Genomic DNA, 16,372 nt, shown 5'->3' on the forward strand with positions numbered 1-16,372 from the left:
AGGGGCGCCGGGGGCCGGGAGCCGGGAGCCGCGCCGAGGCGACCGCTGCGCACCGGGCGCGGTGCCGGGGCCGGGCCGCCCCGCAGGCCCTCTGCCGGCCTGAGCGCCGCGCCTTCCGGGCATACGAATGCCGCCGGGGGCGCGCTCGGCGCCGCCCGGCGGCGGATGACTGTGGTCCCGACCGGCTAGGGCGGCGGGACGGGGCGCGGTTACTGTGGCTTGCCCGTTGCTGGGACCTCTAGATCGGACTTGGTGATCTCCTCGACGTTGACGTCCTTGAACGTCACCACGCGCACGTTTCGGACGAACCTGGCCGGGCGGTACATATCCCAGACCCAGGCGTCCTCCATTGTGACCTCGAAGTACATCTCGCCGTTCTCAGTGCTGCGCGGCTGCAGGTCCACGTGGTTGGTGAGGTAGAACCGGCGCTCGGTCTCGACCACGTAGCTGAAGAGGCCGACGACGTCGCGGTATTCGCGATAGAGCTGCAGCTCCATCTCGGCCTCGTACTTCTCCAGGTCCTCAGAACTCATTTCGCGCTCGCTTTCGTCGTGCAGTCCCGGTTGAGCGGCCCGGCCCCCTTCGCCTGTGGGGTCTCGCGGGAACCCGTTCCCGCGTTGATCGATCGACTACAAAACCATGATGCGACACGTGTCAACCGTTCGGAAGCGGAACGGGCGACATCCGGCGGCCCCCTGCACGGTGGTGCTGTCCGGTGCTTCGGCCCGGTTCCGGCGGCCGCCCGCGGCGGCGTGCACGCGGTCGGTCATCCCGCGCCGATCCCTTGTCCGGCCCCTTGTTCGGCGCCCTCACCGGCGCCCTGACCCGCGCTCTGATCGGCGCCCTGACCGGCCCCCTCGCCGGACCCGGCGTTCTCGGCGAGGGTCTCGTCCAGCGCCTCGAACGTGTCCGGCCGGGGCAGCGTGGACCAGCGGTCGACGGGCCAGACGATCACCGACGCACGGCCCACCACGTGGTCTGTGGGTACAGCACCGCCGCCGGGCTCGTTCTGGTGCTCGCGCGAGTCGCGGGAGACCCCGCGGTGGTCGCCCATCACCCACACGTGGTCCTCGGGCACCTTCACCGGACCGAACGCCCGGTGCTCGGGGATGCTGCCGGGGAAGAGGTAGGGCTTCTCCTGCAGGGGTTCGCCGTTGACCAGGACGCGGTTCTGCTCGTCGCAGCACTGCACGGTGTCGCCGGGCACCCCGATGACGCGCTTGATGTAGTCGCGGCCGTTGGGTGCGAGCCCGAACTGCTGGCCGACCCAGTTGAACACGCGGGCCACGGGGTTGGCCGACTCGTCGGGCTGGACCATGGACGGCCCCTCGTCCCAGGACCCCTCGCCGTTGAATACGACGACCTCGCCGCGCTTGATCTCGCGTACCTGGTACACCAGCTTGTTCACGATCACCCGGTCGCCGATGAGCAGCGTGTTCTCCATCGACCCCGAGGGGATGTAGAAGGGCTGGGCGATCCAGGTCCGGATGACGAAGGCCAAGACGAGCGCGATGGCGATCAGGATCGGGAGTTCCTTCCAGAAGGACCCCGACTTCTGCGCCTTCTCGTCCGTGCTCTCCCTCTTGGCGTTCATCGAACCCCCGCTCTCGGCCGCGTCGGCCTCACCGGCTGCACCGGCCGTCTCATGGGCACCGCCCCGACACGACTCTGGCTCCCCCGCGCGGGCGCGCGGGGGAGCCAGGGCAGTCGGACCGGGTCCCCCAGGTGGGACCGACAGCGTCGATCACCCCACCGGAGGCCGTGTCTTCTTTGGTCATCGGAACCGAAGCCTATCCGAGCGCGGCGCTGCGTGTCGGTTAAGCCACAGCCGAGATGCGATACGCCGCGTAATCGATCCGCGACCGGCGGCCTAGCGGCGCTCGGGGATGCGGGCGGCCTTGCCGCGCAGGTTGCGCAGGTAGTACAGCTTGGCCCGGCGGACGCGCCCGCGAGAGACGATCTCGAACTTCTCGATCACCGGGCTGTGCACCGGGAAGGTGCGCTCCACGCCCACGCCGTAGCTGATCTTGCGGACAGTGAACGTCTCGCGGTTGGCGGCTCCCTGGCGCCGGATCACGACACCCTTGAAGACCTGGACACGGGAGCGGTTCCCCTCGGTGACGCGCACGTGCACGTTCAGCGTGTCGCCCGGGCGGAAATCGGGAATGTCCGAGCGCAGTTGGGCCTTCTCAATTTCCTGAATAGCGGTGTGCATCTCAGCGTTTCCTCATCGATTGCGCGCCGCGGCGACGGACAGTGCGGTTCGCGCGGGCGGATCTGCTGCTGGGGTCTTACGGTGAGCCTCTGCCGGGTCTGCGCGGGCGCGAGCGGTGAGACGGCGGCATGCGAACAACGCGCGACGGCAGGGGCAACTCCCCCAGTCTGCCACACGTTGAGACCCGGTTTGTAACCGATCCCTAAGGCCGGTGCCCCGGCCCGTCCCCGGTCGGGCCGGGATGGACGGGCCGGGACCGGGCCTGTACCGGCCCTGCGCACGCTTCCGCAGCCCGTGCGGCCCCCGAGGAGCCTCCCCGGCGGACACGGCGGACACGGCGGACACACGGCGAGCGCGCTCAGCGGCCGCGCCCGCCCGGCGCACCCGCTAGGCACACGCAGGCAAGCGGCACCGCCCGCCGGCCGCCCGGCCCCTCGGCCATGCCGCCGGCCCGCCGGCCCATCGCCGGCTACTGCGGAGACAGCCGCTCCAGCAGCTCCAGCAGCAGCTCGCGGTCGCTGCGCTCCAGCTCGTGCAGACGCCGGGCGGCCAGCTCCCGCAGCAGCTCGGGGCGGTTGCGCGCCGTCTTGCGCAGCGCCTCATGGCGCCGCCAGCGGTCCACCGCGCCGTGGTCTCCCGACAGCAGCACCGGCGGCACCTCCTGGTCGCGCCAGTGCGCCGGCTTGGTGTAGACGGGGCCTTCCAGCAGGTGCTCCATGGCTCCGGCGGCGAAGGAGTCCTGCACCGCCGACTCCGCGTTGCCCAGCACGCCGGGCAGCAGCCGCGACACGGTCTCGACGATGACCAGCGTGGCCGACTCGCCGCCGGCCAGCACGTAGTCGCCGATGCTCAGCTCCTCCACCGGCATGCGCCGCTCGGCGTCGGCGACCACCCGGGCGTCGATGCCCTCGTAGCGACCGCAGGCGAACACGAGCCACGGTTCATCCGACAGCCGCTTGGCGCGCTCCTGCGTGAAGGGGGTGCCGCTGGGGGTGGGCAGCACCAGCCTGGGCGGGGCGCCGGCGCCGCCGGCCACCGCGTCCAGGGCCTCGCCCCAGGGCTGGGGCTTCATGACCATGCCCGGGCCGCCGCCGTAGGGGGTGTCGTCGACCGTGTTGTGCCGGTCACGGGTCCAGGACCGCAGGTCGTGCAGTCGGATGTCGAGGATGCCCGCCGCACGCGCCTTGCCGATGAGCGACAGCTCCAGCGGCGCGAAGTAGTCGGGGAAGATCGTGATGATGTCGATGCGCATAGGTGTGCGAGGGCTCCCGGCGGCGGTTCCGGCGAGCGGCCGCCGGCGGTGCGGTAGTGGTCCGGATACGGGCGGGGGGCTGCGGGCTGCCGGACGCGGGGACTGCGGGGCGCACCGGCGCCCTCCCGTGCGCGGCGGTCAGCCGCCCAGTTCCAGTAGGCCGGGCGGCGGGTCGATCACCAGGCGGCCGGAGCCGGTGTCCACCTCGGGCACGAGGTCGCGCACGAAGGGCACCAGCACCTCGGGGCCGTCCGCGCGCGTGATCACCAGCACGTCCTGGGCGTTGTGCAGCACGTCGGCGACGGTGCCCACCTCGGCGCCGTCGGAGGTCTCGGCGCGCAGCCCGATGAGCTCGTGGTCGTTGAACTCGTCGGGGTCCTGCACCGGCGGCACGTCCTCGGACGCCACCAGCAGGGTGGTCCCGCGCAGCCCTTCGGCGGCGGTGCGGTCGCCGATCCCCGTGAAGCGGACCAGCAGCCGACCGGAGTGCCTGCGCGCCGACGCGACGGTGAGCGGACCGGCATCGGCGGGGTCGGTCTGCAGGAGGGACCCGGGCGCGAAGCGCGACTCGGGGTCGTCGGTGCGCACGTCCACGGCCACATCGCCACGGATCCCGTGGGCGCGGCCGATCCGGCCGACTACGAGACGCATCGTCCTCCTGCGTTCATGGGCGGGCGCGCGGGAAGAGGCCGCGCACACGGCGACGCCGCGCCGCTCCGCCGGAGCGGCGCGGAGGCCCCGGCCGCGACCGGGCCGCCCGCGCGTGCGGGCGTGCGGTCGCGGGCCGGGACCGGCGCTCAGCGCACTTCGTTCAGGTCCAGCAGGTCGACGCGGACGTAGCGACCGCCCGCGAGCGAGCCGACGACGGTGCGCAGCGCCTTGGCGGTGCGCCCGTTGCGGCCGATGACCTTCCCGAGGTCGTCGGGATGGACCCGGACTTCGAGCACCTTGCCCTTGCGGAGCCTGCGGGCTCTCACCTGGACATCGTCGGAGTTCACGACGATGCCCCGAACCAGGTGCTCAAGCGCCTCTTCCAGCACGTCAGGCCTCGCCCTCAGGCTCCGTGGTCGTGTTTTCGCCGGTGGCCTCGGTCTTCTCGGCCTTCTCGGACTTCTTCTCCGAGCCGGAGGACTTCTTGGACTTCCCGCCGCCCTTGGTGGACTCGTTGTCCGGAAGCACGAGCTCCTTGAGCACGGCCTGGAAGGCCGCTTCCTCGGCTTCCTTGTCCTTGGGCTCGGCGACCTTGATCGGCGCCGGCTCCGGCAGCCCCTTGAACCGCTGCCAGTCACCCGTCAGCTTCAGGATGGTCATGACCGGGCCGGTGGGCTGCGCCCCCACGGAAAGCCAGTGCTGCGCCCGCTCCGAGTTCACCTCGATGAAGCTCGGCTCCTCCTTCGGGTGGTACTTCCCGATCTCCTCGATGGCTCGGCCATCGCGCTTGGTGCGGGCGTCGGCGACGACGATTCGGTACTGCGGCGCACGGATCTTCCCCATACGCTTGAGTTTGATCTTGACAGCCACGGGTGTGGTATCTCCCAGTTGCGATGCGAGTGCCCGTCATCGCGCCGCGTGGGGATGCGGCGGAGTGTTCAGGCGGGGACGTTAGGTGCCCGGGCTAGTTAGAGGGCCGACCCGCAGCACCGTTAGTCGTTAACCCATTGTGCCAGACCCCGGGGTGCGCGTTGCGCTTCACGGAGGCGTTCGGCGCGTCCGCTCGCATGAGAGGCGTCTCATCGCCCGGCGCAGTCGGCCGCGCCGCCGTCCGCAGCCGCCGCGAATCCGCCCCGCGCCCGGCTCGGCGCAGGTCGCGGGGCGGTTTTGCGCCGCTCCTCGGGCGGCGTGGCCGCTACTTCTTGGGCAGCTTGAAGTTCGAGAGGTCGGGCATGGAACCACCGCCGAGCCCCGGGGGCAGTTGACCGCCGCCACCCAGGCCGGGAGGAAGCTGGGGCGGCGGCTGCTGGTCGCCGCCCTCTTCGCGGCGGCGCTCGCGCTCGGCCTGGCGCTCGGCCTCCTGCTCCTTGGCCTTGAGCGGGTTGCCGCTGCGCTGCTTGCCCTTCTTGGTCTTCTTCGCCTGGGCCTTGGCCTTCTTGCGGTTACCGCCTCCGCCGGGCATACCGGGCATCCCCGGCATACCCCCGCTGTTCTTCATCTGGCGCATCATCTTCTGCGCCTCGAAGAAGCGGGTGACCAGTCCGTTGACGTCGCTGACCTGGGTGCCCGAGCCGTTGGCGATGCGCAGCCGGCGCGAGCCGTTGATCATCTTGGGATTGCCGCGCTCGGCCGGGGTCATCGACCGGATGATCGCGGTGACGCGGTCGAGGTCCTTCTCGTCGACGCCGCTGATCTGGTCGCGCATCTGCGCCATGCCCGGCATCATGCCGAGCAGGTTGCTGATGGGCCCCATCTTGCGCAGCATGCCCATCTGCTGCAGGAAGTCGTCGAGGGTGAAGTCGTCGTCGGAGGCCAGCGTGCTGGCCATCTTGGCGACCTCGTCCTCTTCGAACGTGCGCTGCGCCTGCTCGATCAGGGTGAGCATGTCGCCCATGTCGAGGATGCGCGAGGCCATCCGGTCGGGGTGGAAGAGGTCGAAGTCCTCGAGCTTCTCGCCGGTGGAGGCGAACATGATCGGCCGGCCGGTGATGTGCCGGATCGACAGCGCGGCACCGCCGCGGGCGTCGCCGTCGAGCTTGGTCAGCGCCACCGCGTCGTAGCCGACGCCGTCAAGGAACGCCTGCGCGGTGTTCACCGCGTCCTGGCCGATCATCGCGTCGACGACGAACAGGACCTCGTCGGGGCTGACCGCGTCGCGGATGTCGGCGGCCTGCTGCATCATCTCGCTGTCGATGCCCAGGCGGCCGGCGGTGTCGATGATGACGACGTTGTGGTTGTTGTGCTTGGCCTGCTCGATCGAGGCGCGCGCCACCTCGACGGGGTCGCCCACGCCGTTGCCGGGCTCGGGTGCGAACACCGGAACCCCGGCACGCTCGCCCACCACCTGGAGCTGGGTGACGGCGTTGGGGCGCTGGAGGTCGGCGGCGACCAGCAGCGGGGTGTTGCGCTCCCCCGCCAGCCAGCGCCCGAGCTTGCCCGCCAGCGTGGTCTTGCCCGAGCCCTGCAGACCGGCCAGCATGATGACGGTCGGAGGGTTCTTGGCGAAGCGCACCTCGCGGGTCTCGCCGCCGAGGATCTCGATGAGTTCGTCGTTGACGATCTTGATGACCTGCTGCGCCGGATTCAGCGCCTTGGAGACCTCGGCCCCCTGGGCGCGCTCCTTGATCCGCGCGATGAACGCACGGACCACGGGCAGCGCGACGTCGGCCTCCAGCAGCGCGAGACGGATCTCCCGCGCGGTCGCGTTGATGTCCTCCTCGGACAACCGCCCCTTGCCGCGCAGCGAGGAGAAGACCGAGGTCAGCCGGTCGGAAAGCGTCTCGAACACGAGTGTGGCCAGTCCTTCGTATTGGGAGTGGCTTCCTAGGTTACCTGCCGGGACGCGCCGCGCGCGCCCCGGCGGGGACGCGTTCGCGGCGCCCGGTCGGCGCTCAGTTGCCGCCGGACTCCTCGGCGGCGGGGGACTCCGAGGCGCCGGCCGACGGCGTGGAGCCGTCGGCGGCGGCGTCGCGCTCCTCCTCGATGGCGGAGACCAGTGCACTGCGGGCGTCGCCGCTGAGCGCGCTCGTGGACAGCTGGGCGTCGCCGCTCATCTCGTAGCTCACCGGCGAGGAGCTGGGAGCGAGGTTGAAGTCCACGCCGCAGGAGAGGTCGACGGTGCCGCCCGACTTGAGGGTCCCGGAGTCGTTGCACTTCTTGGAGCCGAGCTCGTCGTTGGACACCTTGGCGTCCATGCGCACGGTGACGCTCAGGTCGCCGCCCCCGCCGTTGTCGGTGGACGAGGAGTCGTCCTTGACCGTGCCGGAGACGGTGCAGGAGCCGCCGGTCTCGCAGTCCAGGCTCAGCTGCTCGTTCCAGTTGACGGGCATGCGCGCGTCGGGCGCGCCCTTCAGCTCGCCGTTGGCCACGGTGAGCACGTCCTCGTAGAGCGTCTGGACGTCGCCGGTCTCGGGGGCGGTGAAGTCCAGCCGGGTGCGGGGTCCGGATTCGGCGCCCTCGGGGGTCAGCTCCTCGACCTCGGCGCGCAGCAGCTCGCCGGACTCCTCGCCGATCCAGACCCGGCTGTTGCCGCTGCCCTGCAGGTCGACCCGGTAGGCGGTGGTGCCGTCGAGGTTCTCCAGCTTGGCCTTGCCCCCGCTGGGGGCCATGCCGCTGAGGATGTCGGCCAGCGCGTCCGGCGCGAGCGTGGCGGCCGGGTCGATGCCGAGCTGGCTGCCGCTGATACGCACCCAGCTGCCGTCGTACTCGTCGGAGTCGGGGTTGGCGATGCTCTTGTCGAGCCAGAACTCGCTGGGCGCGCTGGCGAAGAGCTTGCCGTCGGCCTGCACGACCTCGGCCTCGTTCTCGTTGGTCTGCACCGTGCCGCTGGTGGTGCCCCCACTGGTGGTGGTCAGCGAAACGTCGCTGACCACGCTGTTCTTGGTCTCGGAGACCTGCCCCTGCACCGCCACGGCGGGCTGGTCGCGCAGGGTGTCCAGCGCCGACTCCAGAAGCGGGGCCGCATCGACCGGGGTGGGCGAGGGCGAGGGCTCCTCGCCGCCGCCCGGGCGGAACTCGCTGAGGTCGATGGAGCAACCGGACGCGCCGATCACGACAGCGGCCGCCGCCGCGGCGGACGTCAGGAGTCCGCGCGATCGACGTGTAGTGGGTTGAACCGGCGACATCTTGCCTCCTGCCCCCTGGGGTGGGGTGCACGTGTGTCTGCGGAACTGGCCTGAATGGATGGGACGCGCGGGCCGCCGATTCGGCTCCGGGCACGTACTCGCAGGAGAGCTCGGGACTGCACGGGAGGCGGGCAGGGGCCGCGGCGCATGATCCGGCGCCCTCCTGGTTGCCGCACAAGCGTACCCAACCCGCCGGTGCTGCGAAGCGGCGCCGACCGCCTGCCGATCATAGCGAAGTGGCCGGTCCCGGCCGCGGAGGCCGGTGTGCGCGGGCGAGCGCGCACCGCAGCCGCACCTCCCCGCGCCGGCGCGGGTGAGGCAGCCCACGCCCGGCGCACACCTGGGCCGACGGGGAAGGTTCCCCGCCGGCCCGGCCGTCACCTCACGGCATGTCGTCTGGCTCGGCCGCACCGCCTCGACGTTGAGCCGGAATCAGGACCGCGCCTGCTGTGAGGCCACCTCCTCGCCCGGAGGCGTCGGCGAGGAGGGCTCGGCGCCTTCGAACTCGTCGTCCAGTTCGTCGAAGGCGTAGGCGGTCTCGGCGTGCAGCTCGGCGTCGAGTCCGTTGGTCTCGACGTGCTCCGGGATGCGGAAGCCCATGACCAGGTCGATGATCTTGGCGATGACGTAGGTGACGACGAACGAGTAGACCAGGACGCCCACCACGCCGATCGACTGCACGGCCAGCAGGCCCGCGTTCCCGCCGTAGAGGAGCCCCGCCGAGCCGTTCGCCGAGGAGGCGGCCAGCAGGCCGATCAGCAGCGAGCCGATGATGCCGCCGACCATGTGGATGCCGACCACGTCCAGGGCGTCGTCGTACTTGAACTTGTACTTCCAGCTGATGGCGTAGGCGCAGACGGCACCGGCGATCAGGCCCAAGGCGACCGAGCCCAGCGGCGTGAGGTCGGCCGCGGCCGGGGTGATGGCGACCAGGCCCGCGACGGCGCCGGAGGCGAAGCCCAGCGCTGTGGCCTTGCCGTAGCGGATGCGCTCGACCAGCATCCACGCCCCGGTGGCGGCTGCCGTGGCGACCTGGGTGTTGAGCAGCGCGAGGGCGGCGGTGCCGTCGGCGGCGTAGGCGGAGCCGGCGTTGAAGCCGAACCAGCCGAACCACAGCAGGGCCGCGCCCAGGAGCACGAAGGGCAGGTTGTGCGGGCGCATGGACTCCGAACCGAAGCCCTTGCGGCGGCCCAGCACGAAGGTGAGCGCGAGCGCGGCCGCGCCGGCGTTGATGTGGACCGCGGTACCGCCGGCGAAGTCGACGACGCCGTAGCCGCCGATGTCCAGGCCGCCGATCCAGCCGTCGCCCCACACCCAGTAGGCCACCGGCGAGTACACCAGGACCGACCAGAGCGGCACGAAGAGCAGCCAGGCGCCGAACTTCGCGCGGTCGGCGATGGCTCCGCTGATGAGGGCCACGGTGATGACCGCGAACATCATCTGGAAGGCGACGTCGAGCAGCACCGGGATGCCGCCGTCGACGTCGCTGATGAGCCCGGTCACGCCGAGGAACCCGAGGCCGCCGACGAGCGGGCCGGCCGTGTCGTAGGCCAGCGAGTATCCGACGACCACCCAGACCACGCTGACGACGGCGATGCTCGCGAAGCTCATCAGCATCATGTTCAGCACGCTCTTGGCCCGGGACATGCCTCCGTAGAAGAACGCCAGGCCGGGCGTCATCAGCATCACCAGCGCGGAGGAGATCAGCAGCCACGCCGTGGTGCCGCTGTCGATGCCTTCCATTGTGTCGCCTCCATAGATCGGGCGGGGGATCGCGTTCGTCCGAGGGATGGATCGGCGAGCACGTCATCGGGCTCGGCGAAGATCACCACGACCGCCACCTTCGGATCCGCGTGTTTCCCGGCGCGGCCAGGTGTGTTGCACCGGCGTAAAGAGATGGGCCGAGGTGTTACGGGATGGTGAACCGACAGGTCGTAACGGTCGTGAAGCGCCGTTGCGGTTACGACACGCGCACGCGCGGCGCCGGTCGGCGTGCGGACCGTCGTTAAGAACGCGCTAGGCCCCGGCTGAAGCGGCGTGCTGTGGGGAATGGTGGCAGTGCGCACATCCAGCCGCTCGAACGGACGCGAAGAGCGATGCTCAAGGCCGAAGAGAGTCCGCGGGACCCGCCCGCGGGCACCGCAGAGGGGTACGCGGCGCCGTCCCGGACGGCCGACCGCGTCCCGGCGGCCCATGCGCCGACCCCCGAGCACGCGGGAAGCGCGGCGCGTCCGATCTGACGCGCACGGCGCGGCGCCCCGAAGCGCCGCGTCCTCTCCCGGCCGTGCCGTCGGCGACGGGTCGATCCTTCGGCGCGGCGCCGGTCGGCCCCCGCCCGCCTTCGGTACCGGAGGCGTGCCGACTGCCCGGCCCCGCCCGCCGCGGCCCGCACACGGACCGACCGACCGCACCGGGCGGCCGGCGGTACCGATCGCTGCGGCCCGCACCGGCGTTCCGGCGCGCTAAGCGCACACGGCGCACCTTCGGCGGACCGGCCCGTTCGGCGGCCGCCGCCCGCCCCGCCACCCCTCCGATGCGTGCTGCGCACCGGCGGCAGCGGGGTGCGGTGCTCCCGCGCCGCGGCGCGCCGGCCGCCTGCACCGCCCTCACGGGAACGACCATGCGGTTCCCGGTGTCCGAGCCGGGAACCGGTGGCCAGCGCAGAATCGAGACATGCCATGACCGCTCATCCCCTACCGGTCATCAGCTGCACAGGGCTGACCAAGAGCTACGGGCGCCACCGCGCCCTTTCGGGAGTCGACCTGGCCGTCGCGGAAGGCGACGTCTTCGGCTTCCTCGGTCCCAACGGGGCCGGCAAGACCACCACGATCCGGGTACTGCTGGACCTCATCCGCCGCGACGCGGGCGAGGTCACCCTGCTCGGCGGCGACCCCCGCCGCGAGGGGGTGCGTCTGCGCCGCGACATCGGCTACCTGCCGGGAGAGCTGCCCATGACCAGCAGGCGCCCGGCCCGGGAACTGCTGTCGTTCCTGGGGCACCTGCGCGGCGGCGTCGACCGGCGCGAGATCGACGCGCTGGCAAAGCGCTTCGATCTGGACCTGAACCGGCCGGTACGCGGCCTGTCCAAAGGCAACAAGCAAAAGGTCGGCCTCGTGCAGGCGTTCATGCACCGGCCACGGCTGCTGATCCTCGACGAGCCCACCAGCGGCCTGGATCCGCTGCTGCAGCAGGAGTTCCTGAACCTGGTGCGCGAGGTCCGCGAGGACGGCCGCACGGTGTTCATGTCCTCGCACGTCCTCAGCGAGGTCCAGGACGTCGCCGACCAGGCGGCGATCATCCGCGCCGGGCGGATCGTCGCACTGGAGGACATGGACGACCTGCGGGAGCGGGCGCTGCGCCGGGTCACGCTGACCTTCGCCGCGCCGGTCGACGCCGCGGAGTTCGCCCGGCTCGACCACGTGCGCGACGCGTCCGCGGACGGCACCACCCTGACCTGCACGGTCGAGGGCAGCCCCGACGCGCTGGTCAAGGCGGCGGCGGCGCACACGGTGCTCGGGCTCACCAGTGAGGAGCCGGACCTGGAGGAGCTGTTCTTCACCCACTACAACAACGGCCGCGGCACCGGGCCGCAGGAGGAGGGCTCCGATGCTGCTGCATGACATCTTCGGCAGGTTCCTGATGGACAGCCGGCGCGGGATCGTCGGCTGGATGATCGGCGTCGGCGCGGTGACCGCGCTCTACAGCTCCTTCTGGCCGTCGATGCGCGAGACCGACGAGGCGATGCAGGCCTTCGTCCAGCAGATGCCCCAACTCGCCGAGTCCATGGGCTGGAGCGACCTGTCCACGGCCGAGGGCTACCTGGGCAGCACCGTGTTCGGCCTGCTGACGCCGATCCTGGTCACCATCGCCGCGATCGCCGTCGGCACCCGCGCCGTGGCCGGCGAGGAGGAGGAAGGCGGCCTGGAGCTGGTACTGGCCCACCCGGTCAGCCGCTACCGGGTGATCCTGCAGCGCTTCGCCGCGCTTGCGGTGTTCGTCGCTCTGCTGGGCGCGACCGTCTGGGTGGTGCTGGTGGCGCTGGGCCCCGCACTCGACCTCGGCATCGCGGTGGCGAGGATCGCCGCTGCGGCACTGGCCACGGCGCTGATCGGGTTCAGCTACGGAGCGGCGGCGCTGGCCCTCGGCGCGATCACCGGTCGGCGGGCCTACGCGATGGGTGGTGCCGCCGTGCTGGCGGTGGTGGGCTATCTGGGCAACACCTTCGCGCTGCAGCAGGAGCAGCTGGAGTGGCTGCGGTTCCTCTCGCCCTTCTACTACGCGCTCGACCCCGAGCCGCTGGTCAACGGGGTCGACGCCGGATACACCGCGGTGCTGGCGGCGATCCCGCTGGTGCTGGCGGCGCTGGGCACCGCCGTGTTCGCCCGGCGCGACGTCCTGGTCTAGCGGGGTCGGCCGACCGGGCCCCGGTCGGCCGTGCCGCCGACGACGGCCCCGGTACCGCCGGTCGGGCGGTACCGGGGCCTCACTACTCGGTCCCCGCGCCTTCCGGACCGCCTTCGAGGATCGCGTCGACGAACGCCTCGGGGTCGAAGGGCGCCAGGTCGTCGGGCCCCTCGCCCAGGCCGACGAGCTTGACCGGCACGCCCAGCTCGCGCTGGACCTGGATCACGATGCCGCCCTTGGCGGTGCCGTCGAGCTTGGTGAGCACGATGCCGGAGATGTTGACCACCTCGGCGAAGACCCGCGCCTGGCGCAGGCCGTTCTGCCCGGTGGTGGCGTCCAGCACCAGCAGCACGTCGTCGACCCGGCTCTTCTTCTCGATGACGCGCTTGACCTTGCCGAGCTCGTCCATCAGCCCGGTCTTGGTGTGCAGGCGGCCGGCGGTGTCGACGATGACCGTGTCGGCGCCGTCGTCCACGCCCCGCGCGACCGCCTCGAAGGCCACGCTCGCCGGGTCGGCGCCCTCGTCCCTGCGCACGACGGGCGCGCCGACGCGCGAGCCCCAGGTCTCCAGCTGGTCGGCCGCGGCGGCGCGGAAGGTGTCGGCCGCGCCCAGCACCACACTGCGGCCGTCTCCCACCAGCACCCGGGCGAGCTTGCCGGTCGTGGTGGTCTTGCCGGTGCCGTTGACCCCGACGACCATGACGACCGCGGGCGCTCCGGGGTGCGGTTCGGTGTGCACGACCCGGTCCTGGTCGGTGTCGATCTGGGCGAGCAGCTCCTCGCGCAGCAGGCCCCGCACCTCCTCGGGCGTGCGGCTGCCCAGCACCTTGACCTTGGTACGCAGGCTGTCGACGATCTGCGCCGCCGAGGTCACGCCGACGTCGGCGGTGATCAGCGTGTCCTCGATCTCCTCCCACGCGGACTCGTCGAGCTTGTCCGCCGACAGAAGGCTCAGCAGGCCCTGGCCGAAGGCGTTCTGCGAGCGCGCGAGGCGGGCGCGCAGCCGCACCAGGCGCCCCGCCGACGGCGGCGGGGTCTCGATCTCGGGTACGGCCGGCGCCTCGGCTTCGGCCAGCGCTGCGGTACCGGGGGCGCGCTCCCGCTCCCCGGTCTCCTCGTCGGGCTCCGCCGTCGCCGTGCCCGCGGCGCCGCCCTCGCGCTCCCCGGCCGGGGGCTCCGGCGGGGTCTCCGTGCGCCGCGGCCGGATCAGGAACGCGCCGCCGACCACCAGGAGGGCGACGACGAAGATGATTACGGCGAAGATCGTGTAGTCCATCAGTCTCCTAGCGTGTGTGTGCGCCCTGGAAGCCGATGCCGCGCTCAAGCCTCGGACCGGGGAGGAGCCACAACGGCTTCCAGTCTCCCAGACCACCCCTTGCGATCAGGTCACGCGCCGGTGTCTCAGCCGGCTCTGTTGCGTGTCGTCCGCAGGATGAACACGAAGAACGGGGCGCCCAGGAACGCGGTCACCACGCCCAGCGGAAGCTCGGCGGGCGCGATCAGGGTGCGGGCGGCGATGTCCACCAGGATCAGGAACGCCGCGCCGGTCAGCAGCGACATGGGAAGGATCATCCGGTACCCGGTGCCCACCAGGCGCCGGACGATGTGCGGCACGACGATGCCCACGAAACCGATCAGGCCGCTGACCGAAACCGCCGCCGCGGTGGCCAGCGACGCCGCGGCGATCACCAGGATCCGCGCGCCGGTGGCGTTCAGCCCCAGGCTGAGCGCCTTCTCGTCGCCGAGGGCCAGCAGGTCGAGCAGATATCCGCAGCCCAGCAGCACCAGCACGCTCACCGCGGCATAGGGAGCGATCATCGCCACGTCGTCCCAGCCGCCGCGGCCGAGCCCGCCCATCATCCAGGCGTAGATGAGGCGCAGGTCCTCGACCCGGATCATCTGCACGAGGTTCTGCCCGGCCGAGAGGAAGGACGATACCGCCACTCCGGCCAGCACCAGGGTGGTCGTGCCGCTGCCGCCGGCGATGGTGCCCAGTGCGTAGGCGGCGGCCACCCCCGCCAGTGCGCCGGCGAAGGCCGCCACCGGCACGAGGGCGCGCGGCGAGTCCAGTAGTTGGGGGCCGAAGGCCAGCACGAGGGTCGCGCCCAGGCCGGCGCCTCCGGCCGCGCCCAGCAGGAACGGGTCGGCCAGCGGGTTGCGGAAGACGCCCTGATAGGCGGCGCCGGCGCTGGCCAGCAGCCCGCCCACCAGCGCGCCAACCACGACGCGGGGCAGCCGCAGCTCGACGAGCACCGCCTCCTGGAGCCCGCTCAGCGGCGAGTCGACCGAGGTGAACGGCAGCCGCCCCAGCAGCGCCCCGGCGATGTCGAGAGGGCTGATGGACGCGGCGCCGGCGGCCACGCCCATCAGCGCGCTGACGGCCAGCAGCACCAGCCCCAGCGGCGGCCACAGCCAGGCCGCCCGCTTCCTGCTCACCCGCGCTACCCCTCCTGGGCGGCGGCGGTCAGGGCCTCGGAGACGCTTTCGGCCAGACCGACCACGCGCGGCCCCCAGCGCGACGAGACGTCGGGGTCGAGGCGGACGATGTCGTCGTTGCGTACGGCCGTGATCTCGTCGAAGGCCGGCCGGTTGCTCACGGCCCGTACGGCGCCCTCGCCCCCGTAGGCCAAGAAGATCAGGTCCGGGTTCCGCTCGACGACGTACTCCGAGGACAACTGGGGGTATCCCCCGGCCGTGTCCTCTGCGGAGTCGGCGATGTTCTGCACGCCGAAGCGGTCGTAGAGTTGGCCGATGAACGTGTCGGAGGTGGCCGAGTACATGCCCTCGTCCAGCTCGTGGTAGATGCTCAGGTCGGCGTCGCCGATCTCGTCGGCGGTCTGCTCGGCGATCTCGTCCACCTGCGACTTCACCCGGTCGGCGACCTCGTCGCCCTTCTCCGGGTGGCCGGTGGCCCTGCCGAGCATGCGCATCTGCCCGTAGGCCTCGTCCAGGGTGGTGGCGGCGGGGATCAGCAGCACCGGGACGTCCACCGTGCGCAGCTGCTCCGCGGCTTCCGCGGCGTCGCGGGCGAGCACTACCAGGTCGGGGTTGTACTCGCTGACGGCCTCGACACTGGGGGTGAACCCGGACAGGTCGGTGGTGGGGGCGTTCTCGGGGTGGTTCGAGTACTCGTCGGCCGCGACGACGTCGTCTCCGGCGCCGACGGCGAAGAGCATCTCGGTGGCCGTGGGCGACAGCGAGACGATGCGCTTCGGCGGGGATTCGAGGGTGACCTCGCCGGTGGCGTCCTCGACCGTGACGGGGAAGCCGCCTTGGCCGCCGGAGGCCTGGTCGTCCTGGCCGGAGTTCTGCGGGCCGCCGCAGGCGGAGAGCGTGAGTGCCGCCAGCAGCAGTGCTGCGGGCAGGCGGCGTGCGCTTGGCACGGGGCTCCTTCAGGGGTCTCGGTGGGCGCGGTGGAGAGGCGGAGCCCGCGCGCGGCGCGGTGCGGTCCGCCCTCCCGCGAGGACAGTGGGCCGCGGCACCGCGGAGGCGGCCTGGCTCACCCGCCCGCCGGCGGGTCTCACAGTTGCGGGGCAGCGCCGGGTTCGCGGGCCGGCCGGGCCGGTCCCGCACCGGACTTCGCTCGCACGGTGCCGTTGCCCTGCGGGTTCGCACCGCAGAGCACTTTGTCCAGTTTAGTCGCATTCAACGGCGGCTCTCCGCGCGGGGTGTCGACCCATCGGCGACCTGCACCGACGCGGACCCCGGAGCGGCCGGACCGCCGGA

Annotated in this window: 15 protein-coding genes; 2 read left to right on the forward strand and 13 right to left on the reverse strand. The window is 71.8% G+C overall.

Annotated elements, in window-relative coordinates:
- Positions 1-209 precede the first annotated feature (209 nt).
- The 10 genes from ABEA15_RS11400 to ABEA15_RS11445 form a co-directional block, all read right to left on the reverse strand.
- On the reverse strand, positions 210-533 hold the full coding sequence (locus ABEA15_RS11400) for a DUF2469 domain-containing protein (protein WP_131099733.1): 324 nt from the start codon (positions 531-533) through the stop codon (positions 210-212).
- A gap of 233 nt (positions 534-766) precedes the next feature.
- Positions 767-1,594: a signal peptidase I gene (gene lepB / locus ABEA15_RS11405; protein ID WP_345556614.1), complete on the reverse strand. Its 828-nt coding sequence runs from the start codon at positions 1,592-1,594 to the stop codon at positions 767-769.
- A gap of 276 nt (positions 1,595-1,870) precedes the next feature.
- Complete coding sequence (gene rplS / locus ABEA15_RS11410; protein ID WP_344142238.1) at positions 1,871-2,215, reverse strand: 50S ribosomal protein L19; 345 nt, start codon at positions 2,213-2,215, stop codon at positions 1,871-1,873.
- A 469-nt stretch (positions 2,216-2,684) separates the two neighbouring features.
- Positions 2,685-3,467: a tRNA (guanosine(37)-N1)-methyltransferase TrmD gene (gene trmD, locus ABEA15_RS11415; RefSeq protein ID WP_345556615.1), complete on the reverse strand. Its 783-nt coding sequence runs from the start codon at positions 3,465-3,467 to the stop codon at positions 2,685-2,687.
- A 138-nt stretch (positions 3,468-3,605) separates the two neighbouring features.
- Positions 3,606-4,118: a ribosome maturation factor RimM gene (gene rimM / locus ABEA15_RS11420; RefSeq protein ID WP_344142241.1), complete on the reverse strand. Its 513-nt coding sequence runs from the start codon at positions 4,116-4,118 to the stop codon at positions 3,606-3,608.
- A 146-nt stretch (positions 4,119-4,264) separates the two neighbouring features.
- Positions 4,265-4,507, reverse strand: a complete 243-nt coding sequence (locus ABEA15_RS11425; RefSeq protein WP_179769298.1) for an RNA-binding protein — start codon at positions 4,505-4,507, stop codon at positions 4,265-4,267.
- A gap of 1 nt (position 4,508) precedes the next feature.
- Positions 4,509-4,988: a 30S ribosomal protein S16 gene (rpsP, locus tag ABEA15_RS11430; RefSeq protein WP_345556616.1), complete on the reverse strand. Its 480-nt coding sequence runs from the start codon at positions 4,986-4,988 to the stop codon at positions 4,509-4,511.
- 325 nt (positions 4,989-5,313) lie between these two features.
- Positions 5,314-6,906: a signal recognition particle protein gene (gene ffh, locus ABEA15_RS11435; protein ID WP_344142244.1), complete on the reverse strand. Its 1,593-nt coding sequence runs from the start codon at positions 6,904-6,906 to the stop codon at positions 5,314-5,316.
- Positions 6,907-7,009: 103 nt separating this feature from the next.
- Entirely contained in the window at positions 7,010-8,242 is a 1,233-nt protein-coding gene (locus tag ABEA15_RS11440) for a LolA-like protein (protein ID WP_345556617.1), read from the reverse strand.
- 432 nt (positions 8,243-8,674) lie between these two features.
- A complete protein-coding gene (locus tag ABEA15_RS11445; RefSeq protein WP_344142246.1) occupies positions 8,675-9,985 on the reverse strand; it encodes an ammonium transporter in 1,311 nt (436 codons plus the stop codon).
- 935 nt (positions 9,986-10,920) lie between these two features.
- On the opposite strand from ABEA15_RS11445, the gene ABEA15_RS11450 reads away from it, so the two are divergent.
- Both ABEA15_RS11450 and ABEA15_RS11455 read left to right on the forward strand, forming a co-directional pair.
- The gene (locus tag ABEA15_RS11450; RefSeq protein WP_344142247.1) at positions 10,921-11,862 is read left to right on the forward strand and encodes an ABC transporter ATP-binding protein; all 942 of its coding nucleotides are present in this window, start codon (positions 10,921-10,923) and stop codon (positions 11,860-11,862) included.
- On the forward strand, positions 11,849-12,646 hold the full coding sequence (locus ABEA15_RS11455; RefSeq protein ID WP_345556618.1) for an ABC transporter permease subunit: 798 nt from the start codon (positions 11,849-11,851) through the stop codon (positions 12,644-12,646). Before ABEA15_RS11450 ends, ABEA15_RS11455 begins: the two co-directional genes overlap by 14 nt.
- Positions 12,647-12,728: 82 nt before the next feature.
- Here ABEA15_RS11455 and ftsY read toward each other — a convergent pair whose 3' ends face one another.
- The 3 genes from ftsY to ABEA15_RS11470 all read right to left on the reverse strand — a co-directional run bounded on the left by ftsY (position 12,729) and on the right by ABEA15_RS11470 (position 16,029).
- Entirely contained in the window at positions 12,729-13,922 is a 1,194-nt protein-coding gene (ftsY, locus tag ABEA15_RS11460; protein WP_345556619.1) for a signal recognition particle-docking protein FtsY, read from the reverse strand.
- 125 nt (positions 13,923-14,047) lie between these two features.
- Positions 14,048-15,082, reverse strand: a complete 1,035-nt coding sequence (locus ABEA15_RS11465; RefSeq protein WP_344142252.1) for a FecCD family ABC transporter permease — start codon at positions 15,080-15,082, stop codon at positions 14,048-14,050.
- A 5-nt stretch (positions 15,083-15,087) separates the two neighbouring features.
- A complete protein-coding gene (locus tag ABEA15_RS11470; RefSeq protein WP_345556620.1) occupies positions 15,088-16,029 on the reverse strand; it encodes an ABC transporter substrate-binding protein in 942 nt (313 codons plus the stop codon).
- Between the last annotated feature and the right edge of the window lie 343 nt (positions 16,030-16,372).

Source organism: Streptomonospora halophila (genome assembly GCF_039542725.1).
Lineage (GTDB): Bacteria > Actinomycetota > Actinomycetes > Streptosporangiales > Streptosporangiaceae > Streptomonospora > Streptomonospora halophila.

Coding starts and splice junctions, on each gene's coding strand:
- ABEA15_RS11450 (WP_344142247.1), top strand. CDS start 10,921: ATGACCGCTCATCCCCTACCGGTCATCAGCTGCACAGGGCTGACCAAG.
- ftsY (WP_345556619.1), bottom strand. CDS start 13,922: ATGGACTACACGATCTTCGCCGTAATCATCTTCGTCGTCGCCCTCCTG.
- rimM (WP_344142241.1), bottom strand. CDS start 4,118: ATGCGTCTCGTAGTCGGCCGGATCGGCCGCGCCCACGGGATCCGTGGC.
- ABEA15_RS11445 (WP_344142246.1), bottom strand. CDS start 9,985: ATGGAAGGCATCGACAGCGGCACCACGGCGTGGCTGCTGATCTCCTCC.
- ABEA15_RS11440 (WP_345556617.1), bottom strand. CDS start 8,242: ATGTCGCCGGTTCAACCCACTACACGTCGATCGCGCGGACTCCTGACG.
- rplS (WP_344142238.1), bottom strand. CDS start 2,215: ATGCACACCGCTATTCAGGAAATTGAGAAGGCCCAACTGCGCTCGGAC.
- ABEA15_RS11400 (WP_131099733.1), bottom strand. CDS start 533: ATGAGTTCTGAGGACCTGGAGAAGTACGAGGCCGAGATGGAGCTGCAG.
- ABEA15_RS11455 (WP_345556618.1), top strand. CDS start 11,849: ATGCTGCTGCATGACATCTTCGGCAGGTTCCTGATGGACAGCCGGCGC.
- trmD (WP_345556615.1), bottom strand. CDS start 3,467: ATGCGCATCGACATCATCACGATCTTCCCCGACTACTTCGCGCCGCTG.
- lepB (WP_345556614.1), bottom strand. CDS start 1,594: ATGAACGCCAAGAGGGAGAGCACGGACGAGAAGGCGCAGAAGTCGGGG.